This is a genomic window from Caulobacter sp. AP07 (assembly GCF_000281955.1).
In the GTDB taxonomy this organism is placed as follows: Bacteria; Pseudomonadota; Alphaproteobacteria; order Caulobacterales; family Caulobacteraceae; genus Caulobacter.
In genome coordinates this window covers 1-19,804 of the sequence record NZ_AKKF01000294.1, presented here as the reverse complement: position 1 = coordinate 19,804, position 19,804 = coordinate 1, and the positions used below count along the sequence as shown (strand labels likewise).

Annotated in this window: 18 protein-coding genes; 8 read left to right on the top strand and 10 right to left on the bottom strand. The window is 70.1% G+C overall.

Annotated features, from left to right (window positions below; translation table 11 throughout):
- The first annotated feature begins 112 nt into the window (after nt 1–112).
- Entirely contained in the window at nt 113–1,303 is a 1,191-nt protein-coding gene (locus PMI01_RS24390; RefSeq protein ID WP_007675814.1) for an acetyl-CoA C-acyltransferase, read from the top strand.
- Nucleotides 1,304–1,406: 103 nt separating this feature from the next.
- Here PMI01_RS24390 and PMI01_RS24385 read toward each other — a convergent pair whose 3' ends face one another.
- Nucleotides 1,407–1,991, bottom strand: a complete 585-nt coding sequence (locus PMI01_RS24385; RefSeq protein ID WP_007675813.1) for a DUF3617 domain-containing protein — start codon at nt 1,989–1,991, stop codon at nt 1,407–1,409.
- Nucleotides 1,992–2,070: 79 nt separating this feature from the next.
- Between PMI01_RS24385 and PMI01_RS24380 the strand changes: the two genes are divergently transcribed.
- Nucleotides 2,071–2,340 (top strand): GNAT family N-acetyltransferase, encoded by a 270-nt coding sequence (locus PMI01_RS24380; RefSeq protein ID WP_007675812.1) that lies wholly within the window; start codon nt 2,071–2,073, stop codon nt 2,338–2,340.
- Between the two features lie 106 nt (nt 2,341–2,446).
- Here the strand turns inward: PMI01_RS24380 and PMI01_RS24375 are convergent, their stop codons facing one another.
- Nucleotides 2,447–3,319 carry a LysR family transcriptional regulator gene (locus PMI01_RS24375; protein WP_007675810.1) on the bottom strand — a complete coding sequence of 291 codons (873 nt, stop codon included), beginning with the start codon at nt 3,317–3,319 and terminating at the stop codon, nt 2,447–2,449.
- 96 nt (nt 3,320–3,415) lie between these two features.
- On the opposite strand from PMI01_RS24375, the gene bla reads away from it, so the two are divergent.
- The 3 genes from bla (at nt 3,416) to PMI01_RS24360 (ending at nt 7,678) form a co-directional block, all read left to right on the top strand.
- Nucleotides 3,416–4,315 (top strand): class A beta-lactamase, encoded by a 900-nt coding sequence (gene bla, locus PMI01_RS24370; RefSeq protein ID WP_007675809.1) that lies wholly within the window; start codon nt 3,416–3,418, stop codon nt 4,313–4,315.
- Nucleotides 4,316–4,461: 146 nt separating this feature from the next.
- Entirely contained in the window at nt 4,462–6,960 is a 2,499-nt protein-coding gene (locus tag PMI01_RS24365; RefSeq protein WP_007675808.1) for an MASE1 domain-containing protein, read from the top strand.
- Between the two features lie 76 nt (nt 6,961–7,036).
- Nucleotides 7,037–7,678, top strand: a complete 642-nt coding sequence (locus PMI01_RS24360) for a glutathione S-transferase family protein (protein WP_007675806.1) — start codon at nt 7,037–7,039, stop codon at nt 7,676–7,678.
- 139 nt (nt 7,679–7,817) lie between these two features.
- Here PMI01_RS24360 and PMI01_RS24355 read toward each other — a convergent pair whose 3' ends face one another.
- Complete coding sequence (locus tag PMI01_RS24355) at nt 7,818–8,711, bottom strand: LysR family transcriptional regulator (RefSeq protein ID WP_007675805.1); 894 nt, start codon at nt 8,709–8,711, stop codon at nt 7,818–7,820.
- Nucleotides 8,712–8,849: 138 nt separating this feature from the next.
- Here PMI01_RS24355 and PMI01_RS24350 point away from each other — a divergent pair, with 138 nt between their 5' ends.
- The 3 genes from PMI01_RS24350 to PMI01_RS24340 all read left to right on the top strand — a co-directional run bounded on the left by PMI01_RS24350 (nt 8,850) and on the right by PMI01_RS24340 (nt 11,121).
- A complete protein-coding gene (locus PMI01_RS24350; protein WP_007675802.1) occupies nt 8,850–9,590 on the top strand; it encodes an SDR family oxidoreductase in 741 nt (246 codons plus the stop codon).
- A gap of 49 nt (nt 9,591–9,639) precedes the next feature.
- A complete protein-coding gene (locus PMI01_RS24345) occupies nt 9,640–10,554 on the top strand; it encodes an SDR family oxidoreductase (protein ID WP_007675800.1) in 915 nt (304 codons plus the stop codon).
- A 72-nt stretch (nt 10,555–10,626) separates the two neighbouring features.
- On the top strand, nt 10,627–11,121 hold the full coding sequence (locus PMI01_RS24340) for a DUF1097 domain-containing protein (protein WP_007675798.1): 495 nt from the start codon (nt 10,627–10,629) through the stop codon (nt 11,119–11,121).
- Nucleotides 11,122–11,195: 74 nt separating this feature from the next.
- Here PMI01_RS24340 and PMI01_RS24335 read toward each other — a convergent pair whose 3' ends face one another.
- The 7 genes from PMI01_RS24335 to PMI01_RS24305 form a co-directional block, all read right to left on the bottom strand.
- A complete protein-coding gene (locus PMI01_RS24335; protein ID WP_007675796.1) occupies nt 11,196–11,765 on the bottom strand; it encodes an OmpA family protein in 570 nt (189 codons plus the stop codon).
- 324 nt (nt 11,766–12,089) lie between these two features.
- A complete protein-coding gene (clpB, locus tag PMI01_RS24330) occupies nt 12,090–14,687 on the bottom strand; it encodes an ATP-dependent chaperone ClpB (RefSeq protein ID WP_007675793.1) in 2,598 nt (865 codons plus the stop codon).
- 99 nt (nt 14,688–14,786) lie between these two features.
- Nucleotides 14,787–15,524 carry a M48 family metallopeptidase gene (locus tag PMI01_RS24325; RefSeq protein ID WP_007675785.1) on the bottom strand — a complete coding sequence of 246 codons (738 nt, stop codon included), beginning with the start codon at nt 15,522–15,524 and terminating at the stop codon, nt 14,787–14,789.
- A gap of 92 nt (nt 15,525–15,616) precedes the next feature.
- Nucleotides 15,617–15,952 (bottom strand): response regulator, encoded by a 336-nt coding sequence (locus PMI01_RS24320; protein WP_035038300.1) that lies wholly within the window; start codon nt 15,950–15,952, stop codon nt 15,617–15,619.
- A gap of 13 nt (nt 15,953–15,965) precedes the next feature.
- Nucleotides 15,966–17,018, bottom strand: a complete 1,053-nt coding sequence (locus PMI01_RS24315; protein WP_007675780.1) for a sensor histidine kinase — start codon at nt 17,016–17,018, stop codon at nt 15,966–15,968.
- Nucleotides 17,019–17,116: 98 nt separating this feature from the next.
- Nucleotides 17,117–18,547 (bottom strand): M20/M25/M40 family metallo-hydrolase, encoded by a 1,431-nt coding sequence (locus PMI01_RS24310; RefSeq protein WP_007675775.1) that lies wholly within the window; start codon nt 18,545–18,547, stop codon nt 17,117–17,119.
- 161 nt (nt 18,548–18,708) lie between these two features.
- On the bottom strand, nt 18,709–19,804 hold a 1,096-nt coding region (locus PMI01_RS24305; protein ID WP_007675773.1), incomplete at its 5' end, for a DUF4167 domain-containing protein.

Genomic DNA, 19,804 nt, shown 5'->3' with positions numbered 1-19,804 from the left:
CTGGCGGCCGGGAAATCCGCGTCCCGCCGCCGGCGCTTTTTGCGCAACGCCCTTGCGCCCGACGCGCCGGAGGGGGTTTATTCCGCCACGTTTCCCAGGCCGGAGTCCATCCATGTCCACCCCCGCTGATCCTGTCGTCATCGTCTCGTTCGCCCGCACGCCGATGGGCGGTTTCCAGGGCGCGCTGGCCGGGGCCAAGGCGACCGAGCTGGGCGCGACGGCGGTGAAGGCGGCGATCGAGCGGGCCGGAGTCTCGGGCGATCTCGTCGAACAGATCTTCATGGGCTGCGTCCTGCCCGCCGGCCTGGGCCAGGCCCCGGCCCGCCAGGCGGCGGTCGGCGCCGGCCTGCCGCTGTCGGTCGAGGCCACCACGGTCAACAAGATGTGCGGCAGCGGCATGCAGGCCGCGATCATGGCCCACGACGCCCTGGCGGCCGGCAGCGCCGAGATCATCGTGGCCGGCGGCATGGAGAGCATGACCAACGCCCCCTACCTGCTGACCAAGCACCGCTCGGGCGCGCGCATCGGCCACGACCAGATGATGGACTCCATGTATCTGGACGGGCTGGAGGACGCCTACACCCCCGGCAAGCTGATGGGGGCCTTCGCCGAGGACAGCGCCGCCACCTACCAGTTCGGCCGCGAGGCCATGGACGCCTACGCCGTCGCCGGCCTGGCCAAGGCTCAGAAGGCGGTGACGTCGGGAGCCTTCGCCGCCGAGATCACCCCGGTGACCATCACCACCCGCAAGGGCGTCGAGACGGTCAGCCAGGACGAGCAGCCGCTGAAGGCCGACGCCGCCAAGATCCCCACCCTGCGCCCGGCCTTCAGCCGCGACGGCGGCATCACCGCGGCCAATTCCAGCTCGATCAGCGACGGGGCCGCCGCCCTGGTCATGACCCGCGAGAGCGTCGCCAAGCGCCTGGGCCTGCCGATCGTCGCCCGCGTGGTCAGCCACGCCGCCCATGCCCACGAGCCGGGCCTGTTCACCACCGCTCCGGTGCCGGCCATGAGGAAGGCCCTGGCCAAGGCCGGCTGGGCCGTCGCCGACGTCGACCTGTTCGAGGTCAACGAGGCCTTCGCCGTGGTGGCGATGATCGCCCAGCAGGAGTTGGGCATCGATCCGGACAAGCTCAACGTCAACGGCGGGGCCTGCGCCCTGGGCCACCCGATCGGCGCCTCGGGCGCGCGCATCCTCTGCACCCTGATCTCGGCCCTGCAGGCCCGGGGCGGCAAGAAGGGCCTGGCGTCCCTGTGCATCGGCGGCGGCGAGGCCACGGCGATGGCGGTGGAGCTGGTCTAGGGCGCGGACCGGGCACGAACGGGGACACACACTCACTCCACGATCGTGGCCTTATCGAGCAAGGCCGCGGGGGTGAGTGTGTGTCCCCAGCCGCACGCGCCCCCTATCCGCCCGCCACCGCCTTCGTCAGCAGGTTCATCCTTCGGCCGCCCGGCATCTCGACGTCGCCGCCGGCCCAGCCCGCCGGACAGGCGCCGGACCATTCGGCGGCGATCGTCATCTTGTGTTGGCCGTTCATCGCCGCCTGGGTCGCGCCCGTCGTGACGTTGTCGAGTTCCATCAGGTAGCGGCTGTTGAAATCGCCCGATACGCGGACCGTGCTCTGGGTCTTGCCGGCCGGGCCCATGTCGCAGGCCGAGGTCACCGTCCAGCCGCCGTCGGCCGTACGGGTCATCTGGCCCTTCGCGCACCGGGTGTCCATGCCCTGGGAATCGAGCCCCAGCTTCGCGTCGGTCGCCGCGTCGATACAGAACCGGAAGCTCGGGCTGAAGTCCCGATCCTTGATCTCCACGGTCTGGGTCCACAGGCCCGGCTTGCGCTTGGGCCAGCCCGCCGCGGTCAGCTGTGACGGGGCCGACGCCGCCGGCTTGGCCTCGCCGCCGGCCTCGGTTTTCGTCGCCGGCTTCTCGCCGCAGCCCGCCAGGGCCGCCAAGACCCCGGCGGCCAGAATTCCAGTCAGAGCCCGCATCGCCCACCTCCCTCGCGCGTTAGCCCCCAATCGCCAGTTGAGCCTTGGCGCGACGGCGCGTCCAGCCCATATCGGAACCATGACCGACGCCTTCAGCCACAACCCCGCCCAGAGCCGCTACGAACTGCAGGTCGACGGCCTGATCGCCTTCGCCGACTACCGGCGCGACGGCGACCGCCTGGTGATCCCCCATGTCGAGGCCGCCCCCGCCCTGCGCGGCACGGGCGCGGCCGGCCGCCTGATGGCCAGGGTCGCCGAGACCGCCCGGAGCGAGGACGTGAAGATCGTGCCGCTATGCGGCTATGCGGCGGCCTGGCTGAAGCGGAACGATCCGGAGCTGATCGCTTAGGCGACCGCGCGGGGACATGCACTTGTGCGTGTCCCCAATCGTGGCGAGGCGCTATCCGGATCGGGCGGTGCGATGGTTGGGGACACGCACAAGTGCATGTCCCCGGCTAGCGTTCAGCCGACTCCGCCTCCAGCCACCCCCGGAACGCCACCAGCGCCGCCGTCGGGGCGCGGGACTTCAGCCAGGTCAGCCAGTACCGCCCCGCCGACACCTCCAGCGGGAACGGTCGCACCAGGCGGCCCTGTTCCAGGTCGCGGGCGAACATCATCGAGGGGGCCAGGGCCACGCCGGCGCCCTGCATCGCCGCCTCGACCATCACCCACGAGCTATCGAACACCGGGCCGCGGATCGGCGGCGGGGCTAGGCCGGCGGCGGCGAACCAGTCGGGCCAGTCGTCGGCGCGGTAGCTGCGCAGCAGCACCTCCGAACTCAGGGCCCCGGGCTCGCGCAGCCGCTCGGCGACCGCCGGGGCGCACAGCGGCGTCATCGGGGCGGCGAACAGGGCGACCGCCTCGGTGCCGTGCCATGCCCCGTCGCCGAACCGCACGGCGCAGTCCAGCCCCTCGCCGGCGATGTCGATGCGGTTGTTGTTGGTGAACAGCCGCAGGTCGACGAACGGATGGGCCTCGCGGAAGGCCGGCAGGCGCGGCAGCAGCCAGCCGACGGCGAAGGTGCCGACCACCCCGACGCTGAGCACCTCCATCACCCGGCCGCCCGAGAACCGCTCCAGCACCTCGCCCATCCGCTCGAAGCTGTCGCGCAGCACCGGCAGCAGGGCCAGGCCCTCGTCGGTCAGGGCCAGGCCGCGCGGCAGGCGGCGGAACAGGCTGGCGCCCAGGCGCTGCTCCAACCCCTTGACCTGGTGGCTGACGGCGGCCTGGGTCACGCACAGCTCGATCGCCGCGCGGGTGAAGCTCAGATGCCGGGCCGAGGCCTCGAAGGCCCGCAGGGCGTTCAGCGGAAGTTGCGCGCGACTCATCTTCAATACCCAAATTCTTCTAGGGTCAGCAGCGAAGTATCATCGTTTGATCAGGTGGTCACCGTTCGCGCATCCTGCCGGCCATTGGAGACCCACATGCTCGACAGAAGACTTTTGATCACCGCTCTCGCCGCCCTTCCCGTGCTCGGCGCGCCGCGCGCCGGCCTCGCCGCCCAGAGCGTTCGCCTGACCAGTGGCATGAGCCGGAGTATCATCGCCCTGGAGGCGCGCAGCGGCGGCCGCCTGGGCGTGGCGGCGCTGGACACCCAGACCGGCGCGACCTTCGCCCACCGCGCCGACGAGCGTTTCGCCATGTGCAGCACCTTCAAGGCCCTGGTCGCGGGCCTGGTCCTGGCCCGCGTCGACCAGGGCAAGGAGCGGCTGGATCGCCGCATCGCCTATGGCAAGGACGTGCTGGTCACCCACTCGCCGGTCACCGAGCGGCATGTCGGCGACAGCATGACGGTCGGCGCGCTGTGCGAGGCGACGGTCACCGTCAGCGACAACGCCGCCGCCAACCTGCTGCTCGACACGTTCGGCGGACCGTCGGCCGTCACGGCCTTCGTCCGCGCGCTCGGCGACAAGGTCACCCGCCTGGATCGCCGGGAGCCGGAGCTCAACGTGGTCAGGCCGGGCGAGCAGCACGACACCACCTCGCCCCGCGCCATGTTGGGATCGCTGCGCGCCCTCACCCTGGGCGCGGCCCTGTCGCCCGCCTCCCGCCAGCAGATGGTCGACTGGCTGCTGGCCAACCAGACCGGCGACAAGCGCCTTCGCGCCGGCCTGCCCGCCGGCTGGAAGGTCGGCGACAAGACCGGCAGCTGGGGCGACGGCAAGGGCGGCACGACCAACGACATCGCCGTGATCTGGCCGCCGGGCCGCGCGCCGATCCTGATCGCCGCCTACCTGACCCAGGCCAAGGTCGACTCGGCCGCGCGCGACGCCGTCATCGCCGAGGTCGCGCGGATCGTCGCCGGCGGAGGGTTTGGCAAATAGCTGACGGAGCGTTTCGCGCGAACGCGGCGATGCGCCGCGCACCAAGCCACTGTTCTTTAAGGCGTTCGCCCTAGTCGTGTGGGGGCGAACGCCCTAGCTTGAGCTTGCGGGGCTTCAGCTTGCGGGCGGCCCCGAAGGCAGGGTGGATGGCACACACGACGACTTCCGCGCCCGCCTGGTCGGGCGGCGACATTCTGAAGACGGCGACCTATGCCCTGGTCGCGGCGGTGGGCTACGCCCTGCTGGCCTATCTGTGCGTCGAGTTTCCCCGCAACCATGGCCAGGTGGCGCCGATCTGGCTGTCCAACGGCTTCGGCGTGGCCTGCCTGCTGTCGACCAAGGACCGCCGCTGGCCCGCCCTGCTGCTGGGATGCCTGGCCGGCGGCCTGGCGGCCGGGGCCCATGTCGGCGACATCCTGCCGGTCAATCTGGTGCTGGTCAGCTGCAACATCGCCCAGATCTTCATCTGCGCCTGGGCGATGCGGCGGATCGTCGGAGAACAGGTCGACCTGGGCCGGGCCCGCGACATGATCGCCTTCGCCCTGATCTGCGGCCTGGCCGCCCCGATCGCCACCGGCGTGCTGGCCGCCACCATCCATACGATCATGCGCGGCGGCCAGTTGCTGACCAATATCGGCGTCTGGTCGCTGGGCGACATCCTGGGCCTGATGACCATCACCCCCTGCCTGCTGGCCCTGGTGCGGGCCCGGGGCTATCTGCGCGAGCGGCCGCTGTCGATCAGCGGCGTCGCCTCCCTGGTGGTGCTGCTGGCGGTCACCATCGGGATCTTCTCGCAGACCCGCTATCCGCTGCTGTTCATCATCCCGCCGGTGATGCTGCTGGTCGCCTGGCGGCTGGAGGTGCTGGGCGCGGCGCTGAGCGCCACCCTGGTGGCGGTCGTCGCGGTGATCTTCACCATGGCCGGCAAGGGTCCGATCACCCTGATGCCGAACGGCTCGCAGGACCAGGCCATCGTCCTGCAGCTGTTCCTGGCGGTGGCGATCTTCATCAGCCTGCCGGTCGCCTCGATCCAGCGGCACCGCCGCTACATGCTGCAGAGCATGACCGAGGCCAACGCCGCCGTGGCCCGCAGCGAGGCCCGCTTCCGCCAGTTGGCCGAGAACGCCCAGGACATGATCATCCACAGCAACATGCGGGGGATCATCCAGTACGCCTCGCCCGCCTGCCTGGCGATGGTCGGCTTCGCGCCCGAGGAGCTGGTCGGCCGCGAGGGCATGCTGACCGTGCACCCCGACGACCGCGAGGCCGTGCGCGCCATGGTCGTGGCCGAGATGGCCGAGCTGATGGCCGGGCGCCGCAGCGGCCCCAGCCGGGTCGAGTACCGCGCCCTGCGCAAGGACGGCGTGGTGATCTGGCTGGAGTCCCGCCCCGCCTTGCAGCGTGACCCGCTGAACGGCCGGGTCACCGGCATCACCGATATCGTCCGCGACATCACCGACCACAAGGCCATGGAGCGCCAGCTGCGCGAGGCCCGCAACGCGGCCGAGGTCGCCGCCGCGGTGAAGGGCGAGTTCCTGGCCAATATGAGCCACGAGCTGCGCACGCCCCTGACCTCGGTGCTGGGCTTCGCCCGGCTGGTCGACGGCGAGCCCGACCTGTCGCCCGACGCCCGCCGGTTCATCGCCCGGGTGCTGAGCGGCGGCAGGGCGCTGCTGACCACCATCAACGACATCCTCGACTTCTCCAAGCTGGAGGCCGGGCAACTGGAGCTGAACCTGGAGCCGACGGCGCCGGCCCAGTTGATCGGCGAGGCGCTGGAGCTGTTCTCGCTCGACACCGAGGCCAAGGGCGTGGCGCTGCGCGCCGAGGGCCTGGAGACCCTGCCGGCCGACCTGCTGATCGACGGCGGACGCCTGCGCCAGGTGCTGCTGAACCTGATCGGCAACGCCGTGAAGTTCACCGAGGCCGGGTCGATCACCGTGCGGGCGGCCTATGACGCCGCCGGCGAACGCCTGCGCCTCTCGGTCGCCGACACCGGCCCGGGCGTCGCGCCCGAGGACATCGACCTGCTGTTCCGGCGCTTCTCGCAGGTCGACGCCGGCCTGACCCGCAAGCACGGCGGCACCGGCCTGGGCCTGGCCATCTGCAAGGGCCTGGTCGAGGCGATGGGCGGCGAGATCGGGGTGGCCAGCCTGGCCGGCCAGGGCGCCGAGTTCAGCTTCGACATCCTGGCCCGCTCGGCGGCCCATGCGTCGGCCTCGCCCGCCGAGCCGGTCGCCATGCCGCTGCTGCCGCCCGCCTGCCGCGTGCTGATCGTCGACGACAATCCGGCCAACCGCGAGCTGGTCAACGCCATCCTGACCGCCATGGGGGCCGAGGTGGCCGAGGCCGTGGACGGCGAGGAGGGCGTGGCCGCCGCGACGGCCCGGCCGTTCGACGCCATCCTGATGGACCTGCGCATGCCCCGCCTGGACGGCGCCCAGGCCGCCCTGCGCATCCGCGCCGAGGGCGGCCCCAACGCCCGCACGCCGATCATCGCCTTCTCGGCCGACGCCCGCCCCGAAGGTCCCGGCGACATCTTCGACGGCGCGGTGTCCAAGCCGATGACCGCCGCCGGCCTGATCGGCGCGCTCAACCGCGCCATGGCCGCGCCGCCCGCCCGGACCCTGGAGCCGCTGGCCTAGTCAAAGAACATCGATCGCTCAAGGTTGCGCCCGCCGTCGCGCGCGCTAGGATCGCGCCGGATTTCAGGAGCCCGCCATGAGCGACGAACTCGTCTTCTACACCAACCCGATGTCACGCGGCCGGATCGTCCGCTGGATGCTGGAGGAGGTCGGCGTCCCCTACCGCACCGTGACGCTGGACTACGCCACCACGATGAAGGCCCCCGACTATCTGGCGGTCAACCCGATGGGCAAGGTCCCGGCCATCACCCACCGCGGCGTGACCGTCACCGAGGGCGCGGCGATCTGCGCCTATCTGGCCGACGCCTTTCCCGAGGCCGGCCTGGCGCCGGCCACGAGCGACCCGCAGCGCGGCGTCTATTATCGCTGGCTGATGTTCGCCTGCGGCCCGATCGAGGCGGCGGTGACCAACAAGTCCATGGGCTTCGAGGTCCCGCCCGAGCGGCGGATGTCGGCGGGTTACGGCTGCATCGAGGACGTGCTCAACGCCCTGGAGCAGGCGGTGACCGGCAAGCAGTACCTGGCGGGCGGCAGGTTCTCGGCCGCCGACGTCTATGTGGGCTCGCAGATCGGCTGGGGCATGATGTTCGGCACGATCGAGAAGCGTCCGGCCTTCGAGGCCTATTGGGCGGGCCTCAGCCAGCGCCCGGCCGCCAAGCGGGCCTCCGAGATCGACGACGCGCTGATCGCGGCGGCGAAGGCGGCGCAGCCGGCTTAGGCGGCGGCAAAAAAGGTCGTCATCCCCCGACTTGTTCGGGGGACCCAAGCAACGCCGACCGATAATTCTGGATCAGCTCGGCTTGGGTCCCCCGCATAAAGCGGGGATGACGGCGTTTGGGGATGAGGGGACGCCGTCGCTACAGCGCCGCCGCCCTCGTCGCGAACTCCCGCGTCAGCCACTCCATGAACACCCGCACGCGCGGCGAGATCTGGCGGCTGTGCGGATACAGCAGCGACACCGGGGTCTGGCTGGGCGGGTAGCCGGCCAGGATCTCGACCAGGGTCCCCGCCGCCAGGTCGGCCGCCACGTGGTAGCGCGGGACCTGGATGATCCCCAGGCCCAGGCGGGCGGCGACGACGTTGGTCTCGGCCCCGACCACCGACAGGGTGGCCGGCAAGGTGACGTGGCGCGGCGCGCCGTCGACCGTGAACTCCAGCGGGAAGAACTCGCCGGTCGCCGACGACAGGAAGCCGATCATCTGGTGGCCGGCCCCCTCCCTGGCCAGGTCGTCGGGCGTGGCCGGGACGCCGTGCTTTTCCAGATAGGCCGGACTGGCGCAGGTGGCCTCGTCCAGCATCCCCACCCGGCGGGCAATCATGGCGCTGTCCTTCAGGTCGCCGACCCGCAGCACGCAGTCGACGCCCTCGCGCACCAGGTCGACCAGCCGGTCGCCCTCGCCCAGGTGCAGCTTCAGGTCGGGATAGCGCTCCAGGAAGGCCGGCAGGCCCGGCAGCAGGAAGTGGCGCGCCAGCGTGCCGTGCACGTCCACCCGCAGCAGCCCGCGCGGCTTGGCGTCGCTGAACTCGGCCTCGGCGTCCTCCAGGTCGGCCAGGATCGCCAGGCAGCGGCGGTAGAAGGCCTCGCCGTCCAGGGTGGGGCTGACATGGCGGGTGGTCCGTTGCAGCAGCCGCACGCCCAGCCGCCCCTCCAGCTGCTTGACCCCCTCGGTGGCGGTCGAGGCCGGCAGGTTCAGGTCCAGCGCCGCCTGGCTGAAGCTGCGGCGCTCCACGATCCGGGCGAACAGGCGCATGGCGTCGAAGCGGTCCAGGGGCGCCCTCCTATTATTCGGCAATCTGAATAATGTTATCGTATCTTCGCTGATTATCCAACCAGCGCCAAGGAGCATCTTGTCATCACCGCCGACACGGGGTCGGCCTGGAGAGACGAGATGACCAATCAAACCCACAAGGTCGCGATCGTGACCGGCGCCTCTGGCGGCATCGGCGCGGCGGTTTCGGAACGCCTGGCGAAGGACGGCTTCACCGTCATCGTTAATTACGCCGGCAAGGTCGAACCGGCCGAGGCCCTGGTCCGCAAGATCGAGGCGGCCGGCGGCAAGGCCCTGGCCCACCAGGCCGACATCGGCGACGCCGAGGCGGTCCGCAAGATGTTCGACGCGGCCGAAACGGCCTTCGGCGGCGTGGACGTGCTGATCAACAACGCCGGGATCATGATGCTGGCCCCGATCGCCGACAGCGACGACGCCCTGTTCGACCGCCAGATCAACGTCAACCTGAAGGGCACTTTCAACACCCTGCGCGAAGCCGCCAAGCGGCTGCGGGACGGCGGCCGGATCGTCAACTTCTCGTCCAGCGTCACCGGCCTGCTGCAGCCCGGCTACGGCGTCTACGCCGCCACCAAAGCCGCCGTCGAAGCCATGACCAGCATCCTGACCAAGGAACTGCGCGGCCGGGCCATCACGGTCAATTCGATCGCTCCCGGGCCGACGGCGACCAAGCTGTTCCTCGACGGCAAGCCGCAGGAGGTCGTCGACCGCCTGGCCAAGCTGGCCCCGCTGGAACGCCTGGGCCAGCCCGAGGACATCGCCGCCGCCGTCGCCTTCCTGGTCGGCCCGGACGGCGCCTGGATCAACGGCCAGACCCTGCGCGCCAACGGCGGGATCATCTGATCCCGGCCTGCGCCCGACCTTCGAACGCCCCCTTCAAAGGAACATCGTCATGACCACCCAAGCCGAGAAGCAAGTCATCGTCATCACCGGCGCCTCCAGCGGCTTCGGCCTGCTCAGCGCCAAGGCCCTGGCCCATGCCGGCCACACCGTCTACGCCTCGATGCGCGAGACCGAGGGCCGCAACGCGCCGCAGGTCGCCGAAGTCGCCGCCTACGCCAAGGCGAACGGCGTCGACCTGCGCACCGTCGAACTGGACGTCGCCAGCGACGCCTCGGTCGAGGCCGGCGTCGCCCGGATCATCGCCGACAACGGCCGCCTGGACATCGTCGTCCACAACGCCGGCCACATGAGCTTCGGGCCCGCCGAGGCCTTCACCGCCGAACAATTCGCCCAGCTCTACGACATCAACGTGCTCTCCACCCAACGGGTGAACCGCGCCGCGCTGCCGCAGCTGCGCAAGCAGGGCAAGGGCCTGGTGATCTGGGTGTCGTCCAGCAGCACCCGCGGCGGCACGCCGCCCTATCTGAGCCCCTATTTCGCGGCCAAGGCGGCGATGGACAGCCTGGCGGTGTCGTACTCCACCGAGCTGTCCCGCTGGGGGATCGAGACCTCGATCATCGTGCCGGGCGCCTTCACCAAGGGCACCAACCACTTCGCTCACTCCGGCAAGCCGGCCGACGCCGCCCGCGCCGCCGAATACGAGACCGGCCCCTATGCCGGCGTCGCCGAAAAGGCCCTGGGCGGCCTGGCCGCGCTCGAACCGGCCGACGCCGACGTGGCCGACGTGGCCAAGGCCATGGTCGCGGTGGTCGACGCCCCGTTCGGCAGGCGCCCCTTCCGGGTCCACATCGACCCGTCGCAGGACGGCGCCGAGGTCGTCAACGGCGTCGCCGACCGGGTGCGCACCGAGATGTACCGCCGCATCGGCCTGGAAGACCTGCTGAGCCCGGCCATCAAGGGCTGAGTTCGCGAGGGCGGGCGGGGTCCCAGGGACCCGGCCCGCCTTTCTCCTCATATGACTCTCGGGAACTTCGACATGACCGCTTCCGCCAACGCCGCGCCGCGCGGCCCCCTGTTCTTCCTCGGCTTCACCGCCATCGCCGCCGCCGTGGCGGCCACCGCCGCCTTCGCCAGCGTGGCCCTGAGCCTGGCGCCCTGGGCGATGTTCGTCGGTTGGGTGGCGTTCTTCACCCGCGCGCCCTCGGCCCGCGAGGGCGCGGCCAGCCTGGCCACGGTCCTGCTGGGCCTGGTGTTCGGGGTCTGTGCGGTGCTGGCCCTGGGCGCCCTGGCGCCGATCCTGGGCAAGGGCGCGATCGTCCTGGTGGTGTTCGTGGTCGCCATGCTCGTCGTGTCGCTGCGCGCCGCGCCGGTGATCAACAACGTCCTGGGCTATTTCCTGGGCCTGATCGCCGTCTTCGCCGCCCACCTGGAGCCGAGCCTGGCTTCGCTGGCCGAACTGGGCGGGGCCTGCGCCCTGGGCTCGGTCGCCGGCTGGGCCTCGCACGCCGCACAACGCCGTCTGGCCGCCTGATCGACAGGCGGCCAGAGGCAAGCCACTACTCATCGTTCGCCATCGCCCGGTTCACGGGCGATGGCGAAAGCCGTCTAGGTCAGGACCTGGATCACGACCCGGCGGTTCTGGGCGCGACCGTCCGGCGTGTCGTTCGGGGCCACCGGATCGTCTTCGCCATACGAGATGGTCGCGATCCGGTTCAGGGGCACGCCCTGCTTGGCCAGGAACTTACGCACCGCCTCGGCCCGGGCGCCGCCGAGCTCTTCGTTATAGGCGGTTCCGCCGGTCGCGTCGGTGAAGCCCTGGACCTCAAGATAGACGTTCTTGTTGTCCTGCTTCAGCTTGTCGGCGAACTCGGTCAGACGCTGTTGGGCTTCCGGCGACAGTTCGTGCTTGTTGAGCGGGAACTTGACGCTGTCGTCGCTCAACACCACCGAATACAGGAACTTGCCCTCGGCCAGCTTGCCAGCGTCGGTAGCGCGCTTGAGCGCATCCTGGCTGGTGCGGTCGACCTCGCCCAGCTTGGTATCGGTAGCGTCGACCCGCGTGTTGACCACGCCGACCTGTTTGTTGACGAAGTCCTTGGTCGCGCAGGCGCTGAGAGACAGGCCACTCGCGATCAGAGCGGTCACCGCCAACATCTTATATTTGCCACTGATCATAAGATCACCCTTCCATCAGTTTCTTCATAGAGACACCAAGCTTGACCGTTCCCGGGCAAGCAGCGGCGCTTCAACAATTGAAACCGACATTCGAAAAAGGCGAATTCTGGGCCTGTTCTTGACGAACTTAGCCCTACCGGAACCCACCTTAGCGCCGCTTTAAAATAACGCGCGCGTACGCGGAAATGGTTCAACGGTTCCCGAGAAATATTTACGATATTTGGGGCGAATAGTAATTCGAAAGTACGCGAAACCGCCGACCGTGCAATCCTAAATGGACGCGCCTCGCGACGCGCCCATTCCAGATTCGCAGGGCCCGGCGCCCTACTGAAGGGTCGCCTTGCCGATCGCCAGACCGCCGTCGCCGGCCCCGACCGAGATCACCCCGCCATCTTCCAGCTCGCCGGCCAGCAACTTCCTGGCGATCGGGTCGATCAGGTCCTTCTGGATCACGCGCTTGAGCGGGCGCGCGCCATAGACCGGATCGTAGCCCTTGTCGGCCAGCCACTGCAGGGCCGGCGCGTCGAGCGCCAGGGTCATGCGACGCTCGGCCAGCATCTTGTCGACCCGCTTCAGCTGGATGCGGACGATGTCGCCCATGTTCGCGCGGCTGAGACGCTTGAACAGGATGATCTCGTCGATCCGGTTGAGGAACTCGGGGCGGAAGTGGCCGCGCACCGTGTTCATCACCAGCGGCCGCACGGCCTCCACATCATCCCCGTCGTCCTGGTTGGCCAGGTACTCGGAGCCGAGGTTCGAGGTCATGATGATCAGGGTGTTCCTGAAATCGACCGTCCGGCCCTGCCCGTCCGTGAGGCGGCCGTCATCCAGCACTTGCAGCAGCACGTTGAAGACGTCCGGGTGGGCCTTCTCGATCTCGTCGAACAACAGCACCTGGTAGGGCCGCCGGCGCACGGCCTCGGTCAGCGCCCCGCCCTCGTCGTAGCCGACATAGCCGGGGGGCGCGCCGATCATCCGGCTGACCGAGTGCTTTTCCATGTACTCGCTCATGTCCATGCGGGTGATGGCGTGCTCGTCGGCGAACATGAACTCGGCCAGGGCCTTGGTCAGCTCGGTCTTGCCGACGCCCGTCGGGCCCAGGAACAGGAAGCTGCCGATCGGCTTGGACGGGTCGTGCAGGCCGGCCCGCGCGCGGCGCACCGCGTCGGACACCGCCTCCAGCGCCTCGTCCTGGCCGACCACGCGGCCGCGCAGGGCGTCCTCCATCTGGAGGAGTTTCTCGCGCTCGCCTTCCAGCATCTTCTCGACCGGCATCCCGGTCCAGCGGCTGACCACGGCGGCGATCTGCTCGGCGTCGACCACTTCCGGGGTCAGCGACTTTTGGGCCGCCCCGCCGCCGTTCTCGCCGGCCTCGGCCTCCGCCAGGCGGCGCTCCAGGGCCGGGATCTCGCCGTACTGGATCTGGCCGGCCCGGGCGAAGTCGCCGGCCCGCTGGGCGGCGGCCAGGTCGGCGCGCAGACGGTCCAGGGCCTCGCGGGCCTGGGCGGCGCCGCCGACCTTGTCCTTCTCGGCCTTCCAGCGGGCGGTCATGGCGTCGGACTGGGCCTGCAGGTCGTCGATCTCGTCTTCCAGCTTCTCCAGCCGCTGGCGGGAGGCCGCGTCGGTCTCCTTGCTCAGGGCCTCGCGCTCGATCTTCAGTTGCACCAGGCGGCGGTCGATCTCGTCCAGCTCCTCGGGCTTGCTGTCGATCGCCATGCGCACCCGGCTGGCGGCCTCGTCGACCAGGTCGATGGCCTTGTCGGGCAGGAAGCGGTCGGCGATGTAGCGGTTGCTCAGGGTGGCGGCGGCGACGATGGCGGAGTCCGAGATCCGCACCCCGTGGTGCACCTCGTACTTCTCCTTCAGGCCGCGCAGGATCGAGACGGTGTCCTCGACCGTCGGCTCGCTGACGAACACCGGCTGGAACCGGCGGGCCAGGGCGGCGTCCTTCTCGACGTGCTTGCGGTACTCGTCCAGCGTGGTGGCGCCCACGCAGTGCAGCTCGCCGCGCGCCAGGGCGGGCTTCAGCAGGTTGGAGGCGTCCATCGCCCCCTCGCTCTTGCCGGCCCCGACCAGGGTGTGCATCTCGTCGATGAACAGGATGATCGAGCCCTCGGCGGCCGTGACCTCGCCGAGCACGGCCTTCAGCCGCTCCTCGAACTCGCCGCGATATTTCGCGCCGGCGATCAGGCTGCCCATGTCCAGCGACAGGAGCTTCTTGTCCTTCAGGCTTTCCGGCACGTCGCCCTCGACGATGCGCTGAGCCAGGCCCTCGACGATGGCGGTCTTGCCGACCCCGGGCTCGCCGATCAGCACGGGGTTGTTCTTGGTGCGGCGCGACAGCACCTGGATGGTGCGGCGGATTTCCTCGTCGCGGCCGATCACCGGGTCGATCTTGCCGTCGCGGGCCGCCTGGGTCAGGTCGCGGGCATAGCGCTTGAGAGCGTCATAGCCTTCCTCGGCGCTGGCGCTGTCGGCGGTGCGGCCCTTGCGGACGGCGGCGGCGGCGGTCTCCAGGGCCTGGGCCGAGACCCCGGCGTCCTTCAGAACCTTGGCCGCGTCGCCGCCTTCCTTGGCGATGGCGATCAGCAGGCGCTCGGTGGTGACGAAGGCGTCGCCGGCCTTCTTGGCGCCGGCCTCGGCGGCCTCGAACACCCGGGCGGTGTCGGGCTTCATGTACAGCTGGCCGCCGGCCCCGTCGACGCGCGGCGTCTTGGCCAGCAGGGCGTCGGTCGCCGCGTCGGCCGTATCGGGCCGGCCGCCGGCGCTCTGGATCAGGGCGCGGCTGAGGCCGTCCTTCTCCTCGAGCAGGACTTTCAGCAGGTGCTCGGGGCCAAGCTGCTGGTGGCCGCGAGCGAGCGCCAGACTCTGGGCCGACTGGACCGCGGACTTGGCGTGGTCGGAATAGAGGTCAATCTTCATGCGGTATCCCCTCCAAAGGCGGATGTGGCCCGTTCGCCTTGATCAAGCACGAACGGTCCTGGGGAGGGATGTAGGTGTGGCCGATACGCCACACAAGGCTCACCAGCCGCGCGTCGCGATATAGGTTTCCAGCGCCACGATCCGCGTGCCGTCCGACGGGTGGGTCGAGGCGAATTGCGGGGTGGTGGAGCCGCCCTGGGCCTGCATGTGCCGCCACAGCACCACCGCCTCGCGCGGCCGGTAGCCGGCCCGCTGCATGTAGTCGACGCCCAGCCGGTCGGCCTCCAGCTCCTGCTTGCGCGAGAACGGCAGCAGGAAGCCGTACTTGGCCCCCGCCCCGCCATAGTCGGAGATCGCCCGCGCCGTGTCGCTGGAGCCGGCCGCCGCGCCCAGCACGCCGAGCACCAGGCTGGAGGCGACGGTCTGCGACTGCCGCTCGGCGGCGTGGCGGGCGACGACGTGGCCGGCCTCGTGGCCGATCACCGCGGCCAGCTGGTCGTCGTTGTCGACGATCTGCAACAGGCCCGTGGTGACCCCGACATGGCCGCCGGGCAGCACGAAGGCGTTGGGAGCGGTGTCCTCGAACACCGCGTAGTTCCAGGGCCGGTCCCACAGGCTGGTGGCGGCGATCACCTTCTGGCCCACGGCGCGCACCCGGGCGTTCATCGCCGGATCCTTGCTGACCTTGCGGGTCTGCAGCGCCTGGTTCCAGGCCTGCTCGCCGGCCTTGGACAGGCCGGCGTCGTCGACGATGGTCATCTGCTGGCGACCGAGGTCGGGATTGTAGGCGCAGGCGCCCAGGGCCAGCGCCGCGAAGATCGGGAGGACGGGACGCAAATCGAAACTCCGGCGAGGCGGTGGGCTTGGCCCGCTACAGTGAAGCATCGCCCCCCCGATTGTCTATCGGGCGGCCGGTCGAGCGCGTCGCCTCAGTCCCGGTCGATGGCCTTGATCACCCGGGCCAGATGTCGCGGATCTATGGGTTTCGAGAGTATGGGCGCCTCGCGCAGGTCACCGCGCACGCCCTGCTCGCCATAGCCGGTGACGAAGGCGAAGGGAATGCCGCGGCCGCGCAGGATATCGGCGGCGGCGAACGACGTCTCGCCGTCGAGATTGACGTCCAGCAGCGCGAAATCGAGCATCGCCGTCCGCGCGGCGCTCTCGGCCTCGCCCGCCGACGCGGCGAATCCGGCGATGGCGCACCCCAGGTCGCCCAGGATGTCCTCGACCAGCATGGCGACGAACAGTTCGTCCTCGACGACCAGGACCCGAAGCGGATCAGGCGGAGCCTCGGATAAAGCGGCTGGGCTCTCCAGGCTTGGAGAGCGCGGAACTGATCGTGCAGACGACTCCGGTCTCGGGATATTCGAGCCGGACCTCACCGCCCAGTTCCCGCGCCAGCCCTCCCGTGATGAGGCGGCTGCCGAAACCCTGGCGACTTGGCGTGGAGACCTTAGGGCCATCGATTTCCTCCCACCGCAGATCCAGCCGTTCAGTGTCGGCGTCGCTCACCCGCGCCCAGCTCAGGGCCACGCGTCCCGACTCGTTGGACAGCGCGCCGTACTTGGTGGCGTTGGTCATCAGCTCGTGCAGGGCCAGGGAAAGCGACAAGGCCACCTTGGGCGCCAGGCGGAACGCGGGACCGTCCACCGCGAACCGCTCCGTGTCGCCGTGGGAAGCGATCAGCGAGGCGACCACGTCGCGCAGTTCGGCGCCGTCCCAGCTCTCGAGCGTCAGGATGTCGTGCGCCCGCGCCAGGGCCAGCAGCCGGGTGGTCAGCGAGTCGCGCGCGTCCTCCAGGTCCGCGGCGTTGCGCAGCGTCTGGCCCGCGACCGACTGCACGGTGGCCAGGGTGTTCTTGACGCGGTGGTTCAGCTCGTTGACGAGCAGGCGCTGCAGCTCTTCGGCGCGCCTTCGTTCGGTGATGTCGCGCATCACCCCGGTGAAGAAGCGCTTTCCGTCCTCGCGCCATTCGGCGATCGACAGTTCCAGGGGAAAGGTCGAGCCGTCGCGCCTCAGGCCGGAGACCTCGCGGCCGATGCCGATGATCCGGCGCTCGCCGGTCTGGCGGTAGCGGTCCAGATAGCCGTCGTGCTCGCCGTGGTAGGGCTCGGGCATCAGGACGCGGATATTGCGGCCGATCACCGCCTCGGCCGGATGGCCGAACAGCCGCTCGGCCGCGGGGTTGAAGGCCTCGACCCGCCCCATCTCGTCGATCACCACGATCGCATCGACCGCGGTGTCGACGATGGCCCGGTACCGCGCCTCGACCCCTCTCGACCTTCGGGAAACGGCCTTGGCGCGGCGCTTCTCTTCCTTGAGTTCAGTCATCGCCGACTTCGCCCCTGCGAAGCCGCGACCTTATCCTTATAGTTGTGCTGCGCCTAGAACCTTATCCTTTTCCGAGAGTGACGACGTCGACGCCGGCGCTACTTTCCGTCGGCGTACAGCTTGACCACCTCGTACAGGAACCGCCGGCCGTTCATCAGCGCCTTGACCTGGATGCGCTCGTTCAGGCCGTGGATGTTGTCGCCGTCCGGACCGGCCATCAGGCCCGACAGGCCGTAGGTCACGGTGCCGGCGGCGTTGGTGAAGCGGCCGTCGGTGGCGCCGGTCAGCATGGCGGGGATGAACGGCACGCCCGGCCAGATCTTCGCCGCGACCTTGGTGGCCGGGCCCATGATCTGCGGCGTCAGGGGCGGCGGCGGGCTGACCGGGTCGGGCTCGGCGGCCAGGGTGATCTTGATGGCCGGGTCGGCGACGATCTGCTCCAGCTGGTCGCGGATGACCTTGGGGTCGTTGCCCGGCAGGATGCGGCAGTTGACGTTGGCCTTGGCGCGCTGCGGCAGGGCGTTGGGGGCGTGGCCGGCATTGACCATCGTCGCCACGCAGGTGGTGCGCATCATGCTGTTGCGGGCGGGATCCCGGGCCAGGATCGCGGCGGCCGCGGCGTCGGACGGGTTCTTGACCAGGGCCGCCATCGCCCCGGCCACCTCGGCGTCGGGCTCGATCCTGGCGTTCTGCTCGAAATACGACTTGGTGGCGTCGTTCAGGGCGATCGGGAAATCGTAGGCGCCCAGCCGTCCCAGGCCATTGGCCAGGTGGTAGATGGCGTTGTCCTTGGTCGGCCGCGACGAGTGGCCGCCCGGATTGGTCACCTCCAGGTCATAGTCCATATAGACCTTCTCGCCGACCTGGATGGACAGCAGCTTGGGCTGGCCCTTGTCGTCCAGGCGGCTGTCGTCGCCCTCGTTGAGGGCGAAGGTCGCCTTCATGGTCTCGGGATGCTTCTCCAGCAGCCAGGGCACGCTGTTGAACTGGCCGCCCTCCTCGCCGCAGGTCAGGGCCAGCTTGATGTCACGCTTGGGCTGAAAGCCCTCTTTCTTGTAACGCACCAGGCCGTCGGTGAAGATCGCCGCCATGGCTTTGTCGTCGCTGGCCCCGCGGGCGTAGAGATAGCCGTCTTCCTCGACCAGCTTGAAGGGATCGCGGACCCAGTCCTCGCGCTTGGCCTCGACCACGTCGATGTGGGCCATCAGCAGGATGGCGCCGGCCTTGGGGTCCTTGCCGCGCAGGGTGGCGACCAGGGCGCCGGCCTTGGGGTGCTCGGGCGGGAACAGCACGCGCACGTCGGCCTCGGGCAGACCGGCCGCCTTCAGCCGCGCGCCCATGGCTTCGGCGGCGGCCGTGCAGCTGCCGGCCGAGGCGGTGGTGTTGATCTCGACCAGTTCCTTGTAGAGGCCGCGGAAGGCGGTCTCGTCGGCGGTCAGGGGGGCGCTCTGGGCGCGCGCGGCGCCGGCCAGGGCCAGGGCGGACATCGCCGCCGCCGTCATCAGGATGGTCTTGGATTTGCCGCGCATGGTCGCCCCCGGGATGTGAGGGGGCGAGGCTAGGCGGGAGTCTGGGCGCAGTGCAATGGCCTGCCGCCTCAAACCCCGTCATCCCCCGACTTGTTCGGGGGAGCCAAGCCACATCGGCCAAGTCAGTTTGGGTCCCCCGCATAAAGCGGGGGATGACGGGTTTAGACCTCTTCCGACTCCGGAGCCGGGTTGCCTTCGAAGCTGCGCGGGGCGCGGCGACGCTTGGGCTTGGCGGGAGCCGCCTCGGCCTCGGCCGCCAGGACCGACGAGGTGGACACCGGGCCGGCGTCGGCGGCGCCTTCGGCGCGCGGCGACTTGCGGCCCAGGAAGGCCGGGGCGTGGCTGACGTCGCCGTCCTGGCCGCGCAGCAGGGGCGAGCCCTGGCCGGCGGCTTCGGTCAGCGGCGTGGCCTGCGGCTCGATCACCGCCAGCGGATCACGGTCGCGGGGCGCGCGTTCGCGGCGCGGACGCTCGCGGCGGGCCTCGACCGGCGCGGCCTCGACGGCCTCGGCGGCGACGGCCGGACGATCCTCGCGAACGCGGTCCTCGCGGGGGCGCTCGTCACGGAAACGGTCTTCGCGCGGACGGTCGTCACGGGGACGGTCATCCCTCGGACGGTCGTCACGGGGACGATCGTCACGGGGACGATCTTCGCGAGGCCGGTCGTCGCGGGGGCGATCATCGCGCGGGCGGTTGTCGTCGCGGGGACGGTCGTCGCGGTCGCGCCAACGGTCGCGGCGGCCCTGACCCTGGCCTTGACCCTGCTGGCCTTGGCCGCCCTGGCCCTGGCCTTCGAAACGGTCGCGGTTCTGGTCGCGGGGCCGGTCGTCGCGCTGGCGGTTGTCGTCGCGGGGACGATCGTCGCGCTGGCGGTTCTCGAAGCGGTCGCGACGGCCCTCGCCGCCCTGGCCGTCGGCGTTGTCGCCGTCGCCCTGGGTCTCGGCCTGGGTCGGCTCGGGAGCCTCGGGCTGCTCTTCCGGCTCGGCCTCGAAATCGATCTCGTAAGCCGAATAGGCGTCCTTGCCGATGATGTCGCTGACCGGGCGATTCGGCTGGATGGCGCGCAGGACCCGGAAATAGTGCTCGGCGTGCTGCAGGTAGTTCTCGGCCAGGACCCGGTCGCCGGACGACGTCGCGTCGCGGGCCAGCTGCTGGTACTTTTCGTAAACGCCCTGGGCCGCGCCGCGCACCTTCACGCCGTCGGGACCGTTCGAATCGAAGGCCCGGTTGGCGTTGTGCTGCTGAGGCTTTCCGCCG